9 protein-coding genes, 2 tRNA genes and 3 rRNA genes are annotated in these 17,392 nt (G+C 42.1%); 5 read left to right on the forward strand and 9 right to left on the reverse strand.

Annotated features, from left to right (window positions below; translation table 11 throughout):
• Positions 1-69: 69 nt before the first annotated feature.
• Positions 70-753, reverse strand: coding sequence for an ACP phosphodiesterase (locus K2F45_RS23820; RefSeq protein ID WP_075994190.1), 684 nt, complete (start codon positions 751-753; stop codon positions 70-72).
• A gap of 103 nt (positions 754-856) precedes the next feature.
• Here K2F45_RS23820 and tyrS point away from each other — a divergent pair, with 103 nt between their 5' ends.
• Entirely contained in the window at positions 857-2,140 is a 1,284-nt protein-coding gene (gene tyrS, locus K2F45_RS23825; protein WP_075994191.1) for a tyrosine--tRNA ligase, read from the forward strand.
• A gap of 155 nt (positions 2,141-2,295) precedes the next feature.
• Here tyrS and K2F45_RS23830 read toward each other — a convergent pair whose 3' ends face one another.
• On the reverse strand, positions 2,296-2,805 hold the full coding sequence (locus K2F45_RS23830; RefSeq protein WP_075994192.1) for a GNAT family N-acetyltransferase: 510 nt from the start codon (positions 2,803-2,805) through the stop codon (positions 2,296-2,298).
• Positions 2,806-3,081: 276 nt separating this feature from the next.
• Here K2F45_RS23830 and K2F45_RS23835 point away from each other — a divergent pair, with 276 nt between their 5' ends.
• Together K2F45_RS23835 and lolA1 are read left to right on the forward strand one after the other, a co-directional pair.
• Positions 3,082-5,817, forward strand: coding sequence for an FtsK/SpoIIIE family DNA translocase (locus tag K2F45_RS23835; RefSeq protein WP_075994193.1), 2,736 nt, complete (start codon positions 3,082-3,084; stop codon positions 5,815-5,817).
• A gap of 1 nt (position 5,818) precedes the next feature.
• Positions 5,819-6,472, forward strand: a complete 654-nt coding sequence (gene lolA1, locus K2F45_RS23840; protein WP_248932541.1) for an outer membrane lipoprotein periplasmic chaperone LolA1 — start codon at positions 5,819-5,821, stop codon at positions 6,470-6,472.
• A gap of 109 nt (positions 6,473-6,581) precedes the next feature.
• Here lolA1 and K2F45_RS23845 read toward each other — a convergent pair whose 3' ends face one another.
• Positions 6,582-7,394, reverse strand: coding sequence for a lytic transglycosylase domain-containing protein (locus tag K2F45_RS23845; RefSeq protein WP_075994195.1), 813 nt, complete (start codon positions 7,392-7,394; stop codon positions 6,582-6,584).
• Between the two features lie 242 nt (positions 7,395-7,636).
• Here K2F45_RS23845 and K2F45_RS23850 point away from each other — a divergent pair, with 242 nt between their 5' ends.
• Both K2F45_RS23850 and K2F45_RS23855 read left to right on the forward strand, forming a co-directional pair.
• The gene (locus K2F45_RS23850; RefSeq protein WP_248932542.1) at positions 7,637-9,253 is read left to right on the forward strand and encodes a pseudouridine synthase; all 1,617 of its coding nucleotides are present in this window, start codon (positions 7,637-7,639) and stop codon (positions 9,251-9,253) included.
• Positions 9,254-9,347: 94 nt separating this feature from the next.
• Positions 9,348-9,815: a pyrophosphohydrolase domain-containing protein gene (locus tag K2F45_RS23855; protein ID WP_046671593.1), complete on the forward strand. Its 468-nt coding sequence runs from the start codon at positions 9,348-9,350 to the stop codon at positions 9,813-9,815.
• A gap of 151 nt (positions 9,816-9,966) precedes the next feature.
• On the opposite strand, the gene mnmL is transcribed toward K2F45_RS23855, so the two are convergent.
• The 6 genes from mnmL to K2F45_RS23885 form a co-directional block, all read right to left on the reverse strand.
• Positions 9,967-10,908 carry a tRNA modification radical SAM protein MnmL/YtqA gene (mnmL, locus tag K2F45_RS23860; RefSeq protein WP_248932543.1) on the reverse strand — a complete coding sequence of 314 codons (942 nt, stop codon included), beginning with the start codon at positions 10,906-10,908 and terminating at the stop codon, positions 9,967-9,969.
• Positions 10,909-11,240: 332 nt separating this feature from the next.
• Positions 11,241-11,352 (reverse strand): 5S ribosomal RNA (gene rrf / locus K2F45_RS23865).
• Positions 11,353-11,475: 123 nt separating this feature from the next.
• A 23S ribosomal RNA gene (locus K2F45_RS23870) occupies positions 11,476-14,357 on the reverse strand.
• 227 nt (positions 14,358-14,584) lie between these two features.
• A tRNA-Ala gene (locus K2F45_RS23875) sits at positions 14,585-14,658 on the reverse strand.
• An 11-nt stretch (positions 14,659-14,669) separates the two neighbouring features.
• Positions 14,670-14,743: transfer RNA gene (locus K2F45_RS23880), tRNA-Ile, on the reverse strand.
• Positions 14,744-14,864: 121 nt separating this feature from the next.
• A 16S ribosomal RNA gene (locus K2F45_RS23885) occupies positions 14,865-16,393 on the reverse strand.
• Together the 16S, 23S and 5S rRNA genes with 2 tRNA genes alongside form the textbook arrangement of a ribosomal RNA operon.
• Between the last annotated feature and the right edge of the window lie 999 nt (positions 16,394-17,392).

Here is a 17,392-nt window from a genome sequence, read left to right on the forward strand (position 1 = left end):
TTTTGATACTTAAAATTATGCGAAAATAAATATTTTCAAGGTCTTATACTATTGGTATTTTCTGATGGACTAATTAAAGTCCACCAGCGCATATTGAATATACTGGTAAATTTCCTGATAATCGGTCATCTGCGTATGTAAATAGGAAATCAGCTGTTCCGTCAGAAGCTGTCTTTGCTCCACTGAAACTTCAAATCGCCACAATCGTTTACAAATATTGAAAAGTGCACCTGCAATTTTTTCCACCTCTGCATAGTCATAAATATACTTCCACTCAATAAACTGATGATAGAATTTTTCAAACTTAGGGATATCATTCAGTTGATTAATTTTCAAAAACTTCCGAACAGCGTCTTCATTGACATGCATTAGTGCAGCGTAGAATTTATCGATGGAGACCGCTTTATTTTGTGTTAGGATATGATCCAGCAATAGCTCCAACGCGATATGAGCCATAAAGGACGGCCGGATAGGCAGCCCCGCTAAACTAGACTGGATTTTTAATTTCAGTTGATGTGTATGATGAAAAAAATAAGGTGAATTGTGAAACAGGCGATCGACCTCGATATGACGGTTCCAACCGATATACATCTGCTCGAGTAAAGGATTGTCCAAAAGCTCATCTTCATATTGCCGCGGTTTTAGCATAAAAGATTTATCGGCATTTTTTAACAGATCTGGTAACAGTCCACCCACAATACGCTCGGGGTTGGTCGCAAACCGCTCAAAATAGAAATGTGATAAAAAATTCATACCAGCTTATTAGCGTGTGCTTTTATATGGAATTATTCGCTCAATATACGCTTAATCTCCTATCTTTGCATCTTGTAAATTAAAAAATTAAATCCATTTAACAATGAGCTTTGTAGAAGAATTACGTTGGAGAGGCATGTTGCAAGATATTATGCCCGGCACTGAAGACTTACTGAATAAAGAAAAAGTCGCTGGTTATATCGGCTTTGATCCCACAGGCGACTCTCTACACGTAGGACACTTGACGCAGATCATGACGTTGATCCACTTCCAAAATGCGGGCCACAAACCAGTTGCCCTAGTTGGAGGGGCAACAGGAATGATTGGAGACCCTTCTTTCAAATCTGCAGAGCGTAACTTGTTGGACGAAGCTACCCTACAGCATAATGTAGCTTGTCTAAAAAAACAGTTAGGCAAATTTCTTGAATTTGGAGAAGGTGAAAATGACGCCCAAATGGTTAATAATTACGACTGGTTCAAAGATTTTAAATTTTTGGATTTTATCCGTGATATCGGTAAAATGATTACCGTTAACTATATGATGGCAAAAGATTCTGTAAAAAAACGTTTGGAAGGTGACAATGGTCTTTCATTTACAGAGTTTACCTATCAATTGATTCAAGGATATGACTTCTACTACCTTTGGAAGCACCACAACTGTAAAGTTCAAATGGGTGGGTCCGACCAATGGGGCAACATTGTAACAGGAAGTGAAATGATTCGTCGCCAAGATCAGGGAACTGCCTATGCAATCACCACGCAATTAATCAAAAAAGCCGATGGTCAGAAATTTGGAAAAACCGAATCTGGTGCCGTATGGTTAGATCCAAAGAAAACCTCGCCGTATAAATATTACCAATTTTGGTTGAATACCTCGGATGATGATGCTAAAAACTGGATCAAAATTTTCACACTCAAACCCCAGGACGAAATAGCGTCTATTATTGCAGAACATGATGCAGCGCCACATTTACGTCTAGTTCAAAAAGCACTGGCAAAAGATATCACCATTCGTACCCACTCCGAAGAAGCATACGAAACTGCGATCAAAACTTCTGAATTTCTTTTTGGTAATGGTTCTTTAGAGTTTTTGAACAACTTAGATCACGAGGCTGTTTTAGAGGTATTTGAAGGCATTCCTCAGTTTCAGGTCGCTAAAGCAGATCTTGCAGCAGGCATCAATATTCTTGATTTACTAGCTGTTCAAACACAAGTATTCCCTTCCAAAGGTGAAGCCCGCAAAATGCTTCAGGGCGGCGGAGTTTCTATCAACCGAGAAAAAGCAACTGATATTGAAGAGTCAGTTACGGAAAATCACCTTGTAAACAATAAGTATATTGTTGCACAACGCGGTAAAAAGAATTATTACCTGATTATCGCAAATTAGTAATCAGCAGTATATTACTTTAATAATCCATAAGTAATCAGCAGTATTCCATTTTAATAATCCATAAGTATAAAAAAGTCCCTTTTGAACAACTCAAAAGGGACTTTTTTATACAATCCAAAGTTCTTCCTCCTCCGCTGAAAAAATCGGTCAAGTTATTTTAATAGTTTTTCAAATGCCTTACGTGCAGCCCCTCTAAAATGTACCTCCCCACAATATTGATATCCCAGCTTTTCGAATACATGCAACATTCCTCCATTGTCAAAATTAGTATCCACCTTAATACTATAAACCCCATGATCAACCGCGATCTTCTCCACCCCAGACATAATAGCCGTCCCCACACCTTTCATATGCGGATCCTGCGCCGAAGCCAATCGGTGTATACCAACATAAGGACCATCACTTAACCATTTTCCGTCAATATCATTATAAGCAGGTTCGACATCAAAAATAATAGCAACATAACCTACAATCCTATCCTCCACTTCAACGACATGCCCATAGCCCTTATCAATATCAGACTGCACCACATCTTCATTCGGATAACCATCTTGCCATTGTCGGCTACCTTGTTCTTTCCTGAGGGCAATTGCTTGTTGTATAATTTCCCAAATCCGTCCTTTATCAGCTAATGTCGCTTTTCGTATTTCAAACTTGTTCATCCTATCTGTTATTTTTATTCGTAAAACTACATATTTTACAGCAACTCCAAAGAATACACCAAAACAGTGGCAATCTGTATTGATATCCACATTCTTTGGTCAAACCCATTTGCAGGGCATAGTATTTGCTAGTCATTATAACTATCAAGCTTTTTAGCTACATCTAAATTTATTCATGCATAAAAAACGACAAACTTAAAATAATTAGGCTATCGGCATCTATAAAATACTATCAAAATAACTAAGTTTGTAAGCAGTATAATTGTGAGCTTTTCAATGTCAAACAAAGGAAATACATTTAGGCAGACAGGGAATTCAGTTTCCGGCAAACGTGCCCCTCAAAAGGAATCAACAACATTTAAAAAAGAAAAAAGTCAAAAAAATAGTGTACCAAGAGATTATTCTGATGCACAGCAAAAGGCTGTCAAGATATTAGGAATTTTATTGATCTTGCTTTCATTGGCATTTGCGACCGCTTTCGTATCCTACCTATTTACTTGGGAAGACGATCAAAGTTATATCGCAAAAACCAATGGCGGATGGTCAACATTATTTAGATCTACGGAAGAAATTCATGATGAAGCTGTTGATCTACCCGTTGTCGATAATAAACTAGGGAAATTTGGCGCATTGCTTGCCAACCAATTCATGTACGAATGGTTTGGCGTCGCATCTTTTCTCTTTATCCCGGTATTATTCATTTTAGGATATCGCCTGTTGTTCAAGAAATCATTACTTCCATTGTACCGTACTGTGGTCTATTCTTTTGTTGCAATCGTTTTTATCTCGGTAACATTAGGCTTCCTACATGGATTTATGGCCGATACACCGCATATGCTCGAGGGGAAATTTGGTTTTTGGACCAATAAATTACTGGAAGCACAAGTTGGTATTGTCGGCGTTGGCTGTATATTGGCTTTTGCCTACCTGACGACATTAATCTTACTTTACAACCTCGATTTTAAATTTGTCCTATTCAGTAACAGGAAATCCAAGTCATTCTCCGAAGATATGGACGAAGTGGATGAAGATGAATACGCCCCGCACAATCTAAGAAACAAAATTCATATTGAAGATGATTCCATCCAATCTGTACGGGAATCTTTTCAACGCCCAACATCAATCAATGAGCGATTTCAATCTGCTCGTGAAAAAGATGTGCAGGAAGAACTTCAGCGTCCTGCTTTTACCCATCACCCCGTACCTGAAGTACAAATTGATCCGAAAGACAAAGTGGTGCTCTCGTTCGACGACAGTCCGCTTGAACGAACAGAGAATACACCTTCAATCAGTTTCACCATTGATCAGCCGAATGAAGAATTTGAAGCGGAAGACTTACCGCTAATCCGAGAATATCAAACACCTAAAATTGAAGCAGAACCTCAACAAGAGCCAGAAGCTGCCATCGAACCTGATGCAATACCAGGTCTGGTGGTTGAGGATATCAAAGAGGAAAAAGAGATTACTGCCAGTGACCTTGTAGCCCAATTCGGACAATATGATCCAAAATTGGATCTTTCTGGCTACCAACATCCGGCATTGGATTTATTGAAGGACTATGGTGGTGGTAAAATTACCATCAATCAACAGGAACTCGAAGCGAACAAAAACAGGATTGTTGATACCCTGAGAAACTACAGTATCGAGATCGAAAGTATCAAAGCAACTATAGGTCCAACGGTAACTTTGTATGAAATTATACCAAAACCAGGTGTGCGGATTTCAAAAATCAAAAATCTGGAAGATGACATTGCCTTAAGTCTTGCGGCATTGGGTATACGGATTATTGCACCTATGCCTGGAAAGGGAACAATCGGTATTGAGGTACCAAATTCCAGTCCGGAAATGGTATCCATGCGATCAGTACTTGCTACGGAGAAGTTTCAGAAAACAGACATGGATCTCCCGATTGCTTTAGGTAAAACAATTTCCAATGAAGTCTATATTGCCGATTTAGCTAAAATGCCTCACCTTCTAGTTGCGGGAGCGACCGGACAAGGTAAATCAGTAGGTATCAACGCCATTCTGACCTCTTTACTGTATAAAAAGCATCCGGCTGAACTAAAATTTGTTCTTGTTGACCCTAAGAAAGTGGAACTTTCACTATTCAAAAAAGTAGAGCGCCACTTCCTAGCAAAATTGCCTGACGACGGAGATGCAATTATTACCGATACGAAGAAGGTCATCAACACCTTAAATTCTCTGTGTATAGAAATGGATCAACGTTATGATTTGTTAAAAAATGCGCAGGTACGGAATTTAAAGGAATATAATGCAAAATTTATCAATCGCAGATTAAACCCTGAGGAGGGTCATCGATTCTTACCATATATCGTTCTTATTGTTGATGAGTTTGCCGACTTGATGATGACAGCAGGAAAAGAGGTCGAAACACCGATTGCACGATTGGCACAATTGGCCCGTGCGGTAGGGATTCACTTGGTTATTGCAACCCAACGTCCTTCTGTCAATATCATTACCGGTACAATCAAGGCCAACTTCCCTGCACGTCTCGCATTCCGTGTGTTATCGAAAGTCGATTCACGGACCATTCTAGATACAGGCGGTGCAGATCAGTTGATCGGTCGAGGTGACATGCTTCTAGCGACTGGAAGTGATTTGATACGTATTCAGTGTGCTTTTGTTGATACGCCAGAGGTTGAACAAATTTCCGACTACATCGGTGCACAACGAGGCTACCCTTCGGCATTTATGCTTCCGGAATACGTAGACGAAAACGGAGATGGTTCTGGTAGCGTGGATTTTGATCCCAAAGACCGCGATCAGTTGTTCGAAGAAGCTGCCCGATTGATTGTCATGCATCAGCAAGGCTCTACGTCATTAATCCAACGTAAATTAAAATTGGGTTATAACAGAGCTGGACGAATCATCGATCAATTGGAAGCTGCTGGAATTGTAGGTCCATTTGAAGGAAGTAAGGCCCGCGAGGTACTTTATCCAGATGAGTATTCATTAGAACAATTTTTGGAGACGTTAAGAAAGGACAACTAAGATGAAAAAACAATTGTGGTTTATGGTAGGTTTGCTAATTATTGCATACAGCCAAAACAGTTATGCACAAAATGATGCCACTGCTAAAGCATTACTGACGAAAGTAAGCCAAAAGTACAATGCATACAAAACAATACAGGCCAACTTCTCATTAGCTATTAAACAAGCTAATGGTGGTTCACATACTGACGCTGGAACAATATACCTGGACAAGAGTAACAACAAGTACCAGGTCAATACCAAAAATCAAGTATTGATATCGGATTCCAAGACACAGTGGAATATCATGAAAGCCGAAAAGGAAGTGGAAATCTCAGAAGCAAGCAATTCGACCAACGAGATCAATCCAACAAACATATTCAGCTTCTACACCAGCGGTTTTATATATACCTTGACCAATACTGAAAAGGTAAAGGGACTTACGCTAAGTGTCGTTGAATTAAGTCCGCTCGATAGCAAAAAAAACTATTCAAAGATAAAGCTGCGTATCAATAAGGCAAGCAACCTGATCTATGATACGACCGTTTTTGATAAAAGTGGTAATCGCTATACCTATACATTAACTTCGCAAGAAGGCAATAAAGCGCTTTCAGGTAGTCTATTTGTATTCAACAAAAATGATTACAAAGGTTTTGAAATCGTCGATTTAAGATAAAAATCTATCGACGCCATAACACTGATTAAACGCAGTACCATAAAAAAGGCTTTCCAATATGGAAAGCCTTTTTTATGGTACTTTAATCGTTATTGTACTTGACGCAATTTTAGAGCATATTGGGTTCCTTATCCAAGGTCTCGCTTTCTTTGTTTGCATAACGCGAATAACCATGCTTTTGCGGATGTTCGATAATTTCCTTCATTGAAACAAGTTTGTACACATACGAACCCGTTTCATTATTCAATTTCAATGCAAAATAGTCGTCCTTTTTTTGTCTCCTTATAGAACCTCTTAAACTACCATCACCGACATTATATGCTGCAGCTACCAAGGTCCAGTTTCCAAATTGGGCATACAGGTATTTCAAGTATCTGGCAGCAGCATGTGTAGATTTAACAAGGTCTTTCCGGTCATCTACTGTACCATTGACTTTCAATCCATACAATCGCGCTGTTGCTGGCATAAACTGCCAATAACCACCAGCTCCCTTAGATGAAACAACAGCTTTACTAAGCCCGCTTTCCACTAAGGGGATATACTTAAAATCCTCCGGAATACCATGTGATTTAAGGATCTTTGCGATCATAGGCAAATAGGTCTCTGCCTTTTTGTGCATATCGTATGATCCTGTTTTTTTAAACGAGAATCGATTGAAAAATTTGCGCAATTTACTTTCCACAAGCGGACGATCCATCGGTAATGAATCTTCGGCAAATGTCAATGAATTCATATAAGATTCAAACGAATTGCTTTTTTCTTTTTTTTCTTCTTCGTCCCCATGATGAGCGGGAACTACTACGAGCTTCGGTTCAACGATCTTATCGCCGTTTGAAGCGTTGTTGTGTGGGGTTGAGTATAATTTTGACAGCAATAAAGCAAACAAAATCAAACTACTACATAAAACTTTCTTTCTTATCATTCACTCCCTTAATGCTATCCTATCCACGACTCCAATCGATCAAAAAATAGCTTGGTTCAAATTCAAGGGTACAAAGGTAAACACTATTTATTTAAAAAACAAATAGTTACATTACAGACAACTTAAAGTGGCTTTTTTGGCGTAAAAACGCAACAAATTCAAGAAAAGACAAAAAGATAAGGATTTTTTCGCAAAACCCAAAATTATACCTAACTTTGTGGTTCACATTTTAGCAAAACACAATGCCATTCAGCAATAAAAGGAACAGTCGTGATGACAACTCCAGAAAGTCACGAGGCAACTCAGATAGCTTCAAATCTAGAGGCGATAAGAACAATAGTTTCGGAAAAAAATCATATGGGTCGAATGACCAATCTGAAAGAGGTTCTTTCAGAAAAGATGATAATCGTGAGAACAGATCATTCGGATCTAAAAAATTCTCAGACAAACCTCCCTTCCGAGGAGAGAACAATTCCTTCCGTTCAAAAGATAATTCAGAAAAATCCTTTGGTAGAGGAGGCCGCTCATTTGATAAAAATGATTCTTCAAGATCTTTTGACAAAAAAGATTCCTTCAATAAATTTGATAGATCAGAACGTTCTTTTGACAAAAAAGATAACTTCAAACGTTCCGATAGAAATGACTCTTCAAGATCTTTTGACCGCTCAGAGCGTTCTTTTGATAAAAGAGATAATTTCAAACGTACAGACAGAAATGATTCCTCAAGATCTTTTGACCGTTCAGAGCGTTCTTTCGATAAAAAGGATAACTTCAAACGTACAGACAGAAATGATTCCTCAAGATCTTTTGACCGTTCAGAACGTTCTTTCGATAAAAAAGATAACTTCAAACGTACAGACAGAATTGATTCCACAAGATCTTTTGACCGTTCAGAGCGTTCTTTCGATAAAAAAGATAACTTCAGACGTTCAGATAGAAATGACACTCCAAGATCTTTTGATAGATCGGAGCGTTCTTTTGATAAAAGAGACAGTTTCAAACGTTCAGACAGAAATGACTCTTCAAGACCTTCTAACAGAAAGTTTGATGGCGAAAGAAGTAGAAATTTTGATGACAACAAAAACTTTGGTGATAAACAATATATTAAACGTCCAAAGAAAAAAGCAGAGGATGCAGAGGATGATGGCTTAGTTCGTTTAAACCGTTACATCGCCAATGCTGGTATTTGTTCAAGACGTAAAGCTGATGAGCTTATCACTGCTGGTGTCATTTGGGTAAATGGAGAACCTGTTACAGAATTGGGTACTAAGGTAGATCCTGCAACAGATGAAATCCGTTACAACAACGAACGATTAAAACGTGAAAAAAATGTTTACGTTTTGTTGAACAAACCAAAAGATTATATCACGACTACAGATGATCCTCAGGAGCGTCATACCGTAATGGAACTAGTTTCTAAAGCGACAAAAGAAAGAATCTATCCTGTTGGTCGTCTTGACAGAAACACGACGGGACTTCTTTTAATGACAAATGATGGTAGTCTTGCTGAAAAACTTTCACACCCGCGCAACAGCATCAGCAAAATCTATAATGTCGAGTTAAACAAAAGCCTTACACAAGGTGATTTTAACAAAATCAGCTTTGGCATCGAATTAGAAGATGGTGCAATCAAACCCGATGACTTGAGCTATGTTCAAGGTGGATCAAAACGTGAGGTTGGCATCCAAATCCACTCAGGAAAAAATCGTATCGTACGTCGTATTTTTGAGTCATTAGGATATGAAGTCGTTAAATTGGACCGTGTGGTTTATGCAAACTTAACGAAAAAAGATCTTCCACGTGGCCGCTGGAGATATTTAGAGGAACGTGAAATCGTGCAATTAAAGCACCTGATTTAATCGCTTAAGAAGATAAATAAAAATAAAGGACGGTCATTCAGTTAACCGTCCTTTATTTTTTATATTTGCTCTTTCAAATAAAACAACAAAGAATATGACTGATCCGAAAACACTTTCATCCGTTGCGGAATTCCATAAAACATTCCAACATCCAATCCTAGACACCCCTACGATTCCATCTGAACAAAGATGTGCCTTACGGGTATCGTTGATCGCTGAGGAATTAAAAGAATTAGAAGAAGCCATCCAGGATAAGGATTTGGTAGAGATTGCAGACGCACTATGTGACATTCAATATGTACTTGCTGGAGCGGTATTAGAATTTGGTTTAAAAGATAAATTCTCAGCTCTTTTTGATGAAGTTCAACGTTCCAATATGAGCAAGGCATGTAAAGACGAAGCAGAAGCCATCGCTACACAGGAGCACTATAAATTAAAAGGCGTAGAATCCTATTATAAAGAAGTTGATGGCAAATTCCTGGTATTCAGAACAGCCGACAATAAAACGTTAAAATCTATCAATTACTCTCCAGCCGATCTAAAAACGATTGTTGAGGGCTAAATAAAAGATGGTGATCGTACCCTATTTTTTGTAGGTAAACAGCAAAGGCTTCTTTAGAGAAGCCTTTGCTGTTTTTTATAGCGCGGAATATATTTATTAAACGCGATAGCATCCAATTATCTATCAAAAGAGTAGAAATTATTGGAGGCGACTAAAAAAGACTTCCTTGCACGACCTGACGTGCTTCCAATCCCTTATCGATGTATGTTTGAATACCTGATTTCGGTAAGCCCCAATTCGGGGCAATTAACAAGTCTTTATCTGCAATCCCGAAAATACGTTGAATGATCAGATCAGGACGCAATCGAGGAATAAACTTCGCTAAGAACTCGGTGTAACCTTCCATCGAAAAAAGTTCAAAGGGCTCACGTTTGAACTTAACCCCCATAATAGATCCCTCTACAATATGTAGGTGATGTAGCTTCACAAATTTAATCTGTGGAAAGCGGTTGATTTCATCTGCATATTTCAACATCATTTCTTCAGATTCCCATGGGAAGCCAAAGATTGTATGTACACAAAGTTCCAAAGGGGTATCTTTCAGCATATCCATGACCTGAACAAATTCGTCGTGAGAACAGCCTCTATTGATCTGCTCCAATGTATCGTTGTAGATCGATTCCATACCCATTTCCAAATCCACATCGTAACGATCTGTATAAGACTCCAACAATGCAATCTTTTCAAAATCCAAACAATCAGGACGTGTGCCAACAGAAAGCCCCAAAGTATTTTCAGGATCAATACTTAAGGCCTCATCATACATCATTTTCAGTAGATGCGTCGGCGCATATGTATTTGTATTTGGTTGGAAATAAATAATAAACTTCTCGGCGCCATAGCTATTGCGTGCTCTTTCAATACCCGATTCTACCTGCTCCCGTATCGAAGGAATTTTCCGGGCAGTATCCGGTGTAAAAGAATCTACATTACAGTAAGTACAACCACCATAGCCCTTACTACCATCACGATTGGGACAAGTAAAATTACCATCCACAATCACTTTAAACACTTTCTGTCCGTTATACTTTTGCTTTAAATAAGCCCCGTAATGATTATACGGTTTAATTCCGTTGTCCAATAATGTACCCATTGCGCTGCAAAGTTACTCAATAAAAATCATATGTGACCATTACTTTCTCAGGATCAAATGTTAAATCAACAATACCTATCTTGGGGGTTGGAAGATAGTTTTGGTAGGAAACAAAAATGTAATCCTGTCTGTCTTGGCAAATACCTAATCTCAGATTAAACAAGAGAAGGCAGACGATGATCAAACAATTTCTCATATGGCCAGTAAGTAATATGTACAGCAATATACAAAAAACCTAGATACGGGAGTTCTAGAACAGGCGAGATGCTTCACAAGGAAAGTACTTAAACGAAAGAAGCCCTGACTGTTTCCAGCAAGGGCTTCCGTGTAAAAAAAGGCACCGACCTACTCTCCCACCTGTTACGGCAATACCATCGGCTCTGGCGGGCTTGACTGCTCTGTTCGGAATGGGAAGAGGTAGACACCGCCGATATAGGCACCTAAAAATCTTTATTGACATTATCATGATTGATATCATGTGATTCATGCCAACTGACATAGCTATTGAAAGAGGTTCGTTTCTGTTTGTTTCAAAAATTAAAGAGGAAGACAACAGTGTCTGTCTGCTTGAGAAAGCTTCGGGCTATTAGTACCACTTGGCTTTGGTCTCTCAACCTTTACACCTATGGCCTATCAACGTAGTCATCTTCTACGACCCTATAAGGAAGTCTCATCTCGTGGCTAGTTTCGCACTTAGATGCTTTCAGCGCTTATCTATTCCAGACGTAGCTACCCTGCCGTACACCTGGCGGCATAACAGGTTCACCAGAGGTCTGTCCAACCCGGTCCTCTCGTACTAAGGTCAGATCCACTCAAACTTCCAACGCCCACAACAGATAGGGACCGAACTGTCTCGCGACGTTCTGAACCCAGCTCGCGTGCCACTTTAATGGGCGAACAGCCCAACCCTTGGGACCTTCTCCAGCCCCAGGATGTGACGAGCCGACATCGAGGTGCCAAACCTCCCCGTCGATATGAGCTCTTGGGGGAGATCAGCCTGTTATCCCCAGCGTACCTTTTATCCTTTGAGCGATGGCCCTTCCATACAGAACCACCGGATCACTATGTCCGTCTTTCGACCCTGTTCGACTTGTCGGTCTCACAGTCAAGCAAGCTTATGCCATTGCACTCCACGTACGGTTACCAAGCGTACTGAGCTTACCTTTGAAAGCCTCCGTTACCTTTTTGGAGGCGACCACCCCAGTCAAACTACCCACCAAACAATGTCCTCCCCATAAGGGAGTTAGAAACCGAATACAGAAAGGGCGGTATTTCAAGGTTGATTCCATGACTCCTGGCGAAGCCACTTCAACATCTCCCGCCTATCCTACACATCCTGTACCCAATCTCAATGTTAAGCTATAGTGAAGGTGCATGGGGTCTTTCCGTCCCGTTGCGGGTAATCGGCGTCTTCACCGATACCACAATTTCACCGAGCTCATGGCTGAGACAGCGCCCAGATCGTTACACCATTCGTGCAGGTCGGAACTTACCCGACAAGGAATTTCGCTACCTTAGGACCGTTATAGTTACGGCCGCCGTTTACTGGGGCTTCGATTCAATGCTTCTCTTGCGATGACATCCCCTCTTAACCTTCCAGCACCGGGCAGGTGTCAGGCCTTATACTTCATCTTGCGATTTTGCAAAGCCATATGTTTTTGTTAAACAGTCGCCTGGGCCTTTTCACTGCGGCTGCTCTTACGAGACAGCGCCCCTTCTCCCGAAGTTACAGGGCCATTTTGCCGAGTTCCTTAGCCATGACTCACTCGAGCACCTTAGGATTCTCTCCTCGACCACCTGTGTCGGTTTGCGGTACGGGTCTTCATAACCTGAAGCTTAGCGGGTTTTCTTGGAAGTCTGTTTACCTGCTCTATCAGCGCCACCGGAGCTTTGCTGTACTATTGGGTTTCAGCAGGGTCGGCGGATTTGCCTACCGTCCCTATACCTACGCCTTTCAACGAACTATTCCGTCAGTTCGCGGCAGTGTCACTACTCCGTCACCACATCGCAGTTATGAAGAGTACTGGAATATTAACCAGTTGTCCATCGGCTTGCCCCCTTCGGGTGCGCCTTAGGTCCCGACTGACCCTGATCCGATTAACGTTGATCAGGAAACCTTGGTCTTTCGGTGGGCGGGTTTCTCACCCGCCTTATCGTTACTTATGCCTACATTTGCTTTTCCATAACCTCCACAGTTCATTGCCAAACTGCTTCCCCGGCGATGGAATGCTCCCCTACCAGATGCATATCTTTCAATGCAAATCCATAGCTTCGGTACCGTTCTTGATGCCCGTTTATTATCCACGCCCGGCCGCTCGACTAGTGAGCTGTTACGCACTCTTTAAATGAATGGCTGCTTCCAAGCCAACATCCTAGCTGTCTGGGCAACCGGACCTCGTTAGTTCAACTTAGAACGAATTTGGGGACCTTAGCTGATGGTCTGGGTTCTTTCCCTCTCGGCCTTGGACCTTAGCACCCAAAGCCTCACTGCCGGCTATATTTGATAGCATTCGGAGTTCGTCTGGATTTGGTAGGATTTGACTCCCCCGCACCCAATCGGTAGCTCTACCTCTATCAAACTCTACGCCGACGCTGTTCCTAAAAACATTTCGGGGAGTACGAGCTATTTCCCAGTTTGATTGGCCTTTCACCCCTACCCTCAGGTCATCCGGAAACTTTTCAACGTTTATCGGTTCGGTCCTCCATTACATGTTACTGCAACTTCAACCTGCCCAAGGGTAGATCACAAGGTTTCGCGTCTACCTCATCTGACTATGCGCCCTATTAAGACTCGCTTTCGCTTCGGCTGCGTCCCTGAAGGACTTAACCTTGCCAGACAAGAGTAACTCGTAGGCTCATTATGCAAAAGGCACGCTGTCACAGGACCTGCCTGCTCCAACCGCTTGTAAGCACACGGTTTCAGGTTCTTTTCACTCCCCTGTTCGGGGTTCTTTTCACCTTTCCCTCACGGTACTGGTTCACTATCGGTCTCTCAGGAGTATTTAGCCTTACCAGATGGTGCTGGTGGATTCCCACAGGATTTCTCCGGTCCCGCGGTACTCAGGATACCACTATGTCAACATTCTTTACCTGTACGGGGCTCTCACCCTTGTCGCGCAGTTTCCCACCTGCTTCCAGTTCATAGCGCTGTACAATCTCGTGGTCCTACAACCCCGACCATGCCGTAACATGATCGGTTTGGGCTCTTTCCCGTTCGCTCGCCACTACTTGGGAAATCATTGTTATTTTCTTCTCCTACGCCTACTTAGATGTTTCAGTTCAGCGCGTTCGCGTTTTATACGACTATTCTTCAAATAGTCAGGTTGCCCCATTCGGAAATCTCTGGATCAAGTCGCATTTGCCAATCCCCAAAGCTTATCGCAGCTTATCACGTCCTTCTTCGCCTCTGAGAGCCTAGGCATCCCCCGTGTGCCCTTATTTACTTTCTTCACCGGCATAGCCTTTTGCTACTATGCGGCTGCTTTTGATATATATACCCGTATGCTAGGTTCGGGATCGTTCGGCATTCACCGAGGGCCTCTCCCTTACTTCAAACACATACACGTATTGTCTCTATACTGTTGTCTTCTCTTGTAATTTTTTTTCTCTTTCAATATGTCAAAGAACTCTTTTTCCGGTATCCTGAAGTATATCTTTATATACTTCACCGGTGATGTGGAGAATAACGGATTCGAACCGTTGACCCCCTGCGTGCAAGGCAGGTGCTCTAGCCAGCTGAGCTAATTCCCCTCTTTTTTTCGTAGTCCCGAGCAGATTTGAACTGCTGACCCCTACATTATCAGTGTAGTGCTCTAACCAACTGAGCTACGGGACTAGCTTATCTTGTTCATCTCTTTCTCTCGGTCCTGCTCCTTTCGGGGCGGGCACTTTCTTCTGATGTTTTTTCTTCTTGCAATCATATGTAACGTGACGAGCACCGATCTTCGATACTCTAGAAAGGAGGTATTCCAGCCGCACCTTCCGGTACGGCTACCTTGTTACGACTTAGCCCCAATTATCGGTTTTACCCTAACACGCTCCTTTCGGTAACATGCTTTAGGTACCCCCAACTTTCATGGCTTGACGGGCGGTGTGTACAAGGCCCGGGAACGTATTCACCGCGTCATTGCTGATACGCGATTACTAGCGAATCCAACTTCATGGGGTCGAGTTGCAGACCCCAATCCGAACTGTGAATGGCTTTTAGAGATTAGCATCATATTGCTATGTAGCTGCCCGCTGTACCATCCATTGTAGCACGTGTGTAGCCCCGGACGTAAGGGCCATGATGACTTGACGTCGTCCCCACCTTCCTCTCTGTTTGCACAGGCAGTCTGTTTAGAGTCCCCACCTTAAATGCTGGCAACTAAACATAGGGGTTGCGCTCGTTGCGGGACTTAACCCAACACCTCACGGCACGAGCTGACGACAGCCATGCAGCACCTAGTTTCGTGTCCCGAAGGACGAGTGCGTCTCTGCACTCTTCACTAACTTTCAAGCCCGGGTAAGGTTCCTCGCGTATCATCGAATTAAACCACATGCTCCTCCGCTTGTGCGGGCCCCCGTCAATTCCTTTGAGTTTCACCCTTGCGGGCGTACTCCCCAGGTGGATAACTTAACGCTTTCGCTGGGACGCTGGCTGTCTATCGCCAACATCGAGTTATCATCGTTTAGGGCGTGGACTACCAGGGTATCTAATCCTGTTCGATCCCCACGCTTTCGTGCATCAGCGTCAATACCAGCTTAGTGAGCTGCCTTCGCAATCGGAGTTCTAAGACATATCTATGCATTTCACCGCTACTTGTCTTATTCCGCCCACTTCAAATGGATTCAAGCCCATCAGTATCAAAGGCACTGCGATGGTTGAGCCACCGTATTTCACCCCTGACTTAATAGGCCGCCTACGCACCCTTTAAACCCAATAAATCCGGATAACGCTCGGATCCTCCGTATTACCGCGGCTGCTGGCACGGAGTTAGCCGATCCTTATTCTTCCAGTACATTCAGCTAGATACACGTATCTAGGTTTATTCCTGGACAAAAGCAGTTTACAACCCATAGGGCAGTCTTCCTGCACGCGGCATGGCTGGTTCAGGCTTCCGCCCATTGACCAATATTCCTTACTGCTGCCTCCCGTAGGAGTCTGGTCCGTGTCTCAGTACCAGTGTGGGGGATTCTCCTCTCAGAGCCCCTAGACATCGTCGCCTTGGTAAGCCGTTACCCTACCAACTAGCTAATGTCACGCGAGCCCATCTCTATCCTATAAATATTTAATAATTCCTCGATGCCGGGAAATTATATTATGCGGTGTTAATCTCTCTTTCGAGAGGCTATCCCCCTGATAGAGGTAGGTTGCTCACGCGTTACGCACCCGTGCGCCACTCTCACCATCTTCGAGCAAGCTCTCCGATGGATCCCGTCCGACTTGCATGTATTAGGCCTGCCGCTAGCGTTCATCCTGAGCCAGGATCAAACTCTCCATTGTAAAATGAAGTTTTTGATTCCAACTATTTACATAATCAGAATTCTTTTTTTATATCTCTGATCTTGGATCGAATTGAACGAATTACTTGAATTTGTTCATGACTTTCGTTTGTCTACTCGTCACGCTTACATGATTGTGTTTTCTTAAAGAACTTTTGCCGCTTCAACTTCCGTATCCGCTATATTCCGATGGCATTGCGCCGTCTTTATCTTTTTTGTTTTCCCCTTCGTTTCCGTTGGGACTGCAAAGGTAGAAATCTTTTCTGAACTTCCAAAAACTTTTTGAAGTTTTTTTTCTTTTCTCTTTTTTCGATTTCCGCGTTTAAAATAAACTGAGCGGGATTTTTGATCCTGCCAGACTTCTCTTAAACCCTTTTTTTTTCATGGCTCCTTCTCTCGAAGTAACCGTCTCTCCCTTGCGGAGTGGTGCAAAGATAGGGAGTTTAGGAACAAACTTCCAAGCCTTTTGTTCTTATTTATTTCATTTTGTTTCTAACTACCTGTAACGGTGCGAGATTATTTTTGTAAAACAGGTGATAGGAAGGCTGGGATGGCTGATCCGGCCACCAGATTTGGCCACATAGCGGCATCAGGTAACGAAAACATCCTGAATTGCACCTGCGGGGTCTACTGCCCCACCGACGCAGCATAACAAAGGGAGATTGAAAAACGCAAACGTAGCCGAACAGAGATCCGCAACCTTTAATACCATCGATATATATAATAGAAATAAGATGTGTTAGGAACCACAACCGTAGCGGAACAGCGAATGGCATGGCGACCTTAAGACTTGCCCGGGAATCTTTTTAGAATTTATGCAAGGCTCCCGATCCTGTCATTTTGGTCCAGGAATTACTTATTGTAAACTTTGATCAACTTTCATTTTAGTATAGGGTTTACTTAGGGTTTAGTTAGGGTTAGTTTAGGTATAGTTTAGGTTATAGCTAAACTAAACCTAACTTAAACCTAACTAAATACCAATTAAAATCTAGTTTAAAGA

It is taken from the genome of Sphingobacterium siyangense (assembly GCF_023277505.1).
Classification (GTDB): domain Bacteria; phylum Bacteroidota; class Bacteroidia; order Sphingobacteriales; family Sphingobacteriaceae; genus Sphingobacterium; species Sphingobacterium siyangense.

Bases quoted from the DNA above. Each gene is read 5' to 3' on its own strand.
- lolA1 (WP_248932541.1), top strand. From the start codon at position 5,819: ATGAAAAAACAATTGTGGTTTATGGTAGGTTTGCTAATTATTGCATAC.
- K2F45_RS23850 (WP_248932542.1), top strand. From the start codon at position 7,637: ATGCCATTCAGCAATAAAAGGAACAGTCGTGATGACAACTCCAGAAAG.
- K2F45_RS23855 (WP_046671593.1), top strand. From the start codon at position 9,348: ATGACTGATCCGAAAACACTTTCATCCGTTGCGGAATTCCATAAAACA.
- K2F45_RS23830 (WP_075994192.1), bottom strand. From the start codon at position 2,805: ATGAACAAGTTTGAAATACGAAAAGCGACATTAGCTGATAAAGGACGG.
- mnmL (WP_248932543.1), bottom strand. From the start codon at position 10,908: ATGGGTACATTATTGGACAACGGAATTAAACCGTATAATCATTACGGG.
- K2F45_RS23845 (WP_075994195.1), bottom strand. From the start codon at position 7,394: ATGATAAGAAAGAAAGTTTTATGTAGTAGTTTGATTTTGTTTGCTTTA.
- tyrS (WP_075994191.1), top strand. From the start codon at position 857: ATGAGCTTTGTAGAAGAATTACGTTGGAGAGGCATGTTGCAAGATATT.
- K2F45_RS23820 (WP_075994190.1), bottom strand. From the start codon at position 753: ATGAATTTTTTATCACATTTCTATTTTGAGCGGTTTGCGACCAACCCC.
- K2F45_RS23835 (WP_075994193.1), top strand. From the start codon at position 3,082: ATGTCAAACAAAGGAAATACATTTAGGCAGACAGGGAATTCAGTTTCC.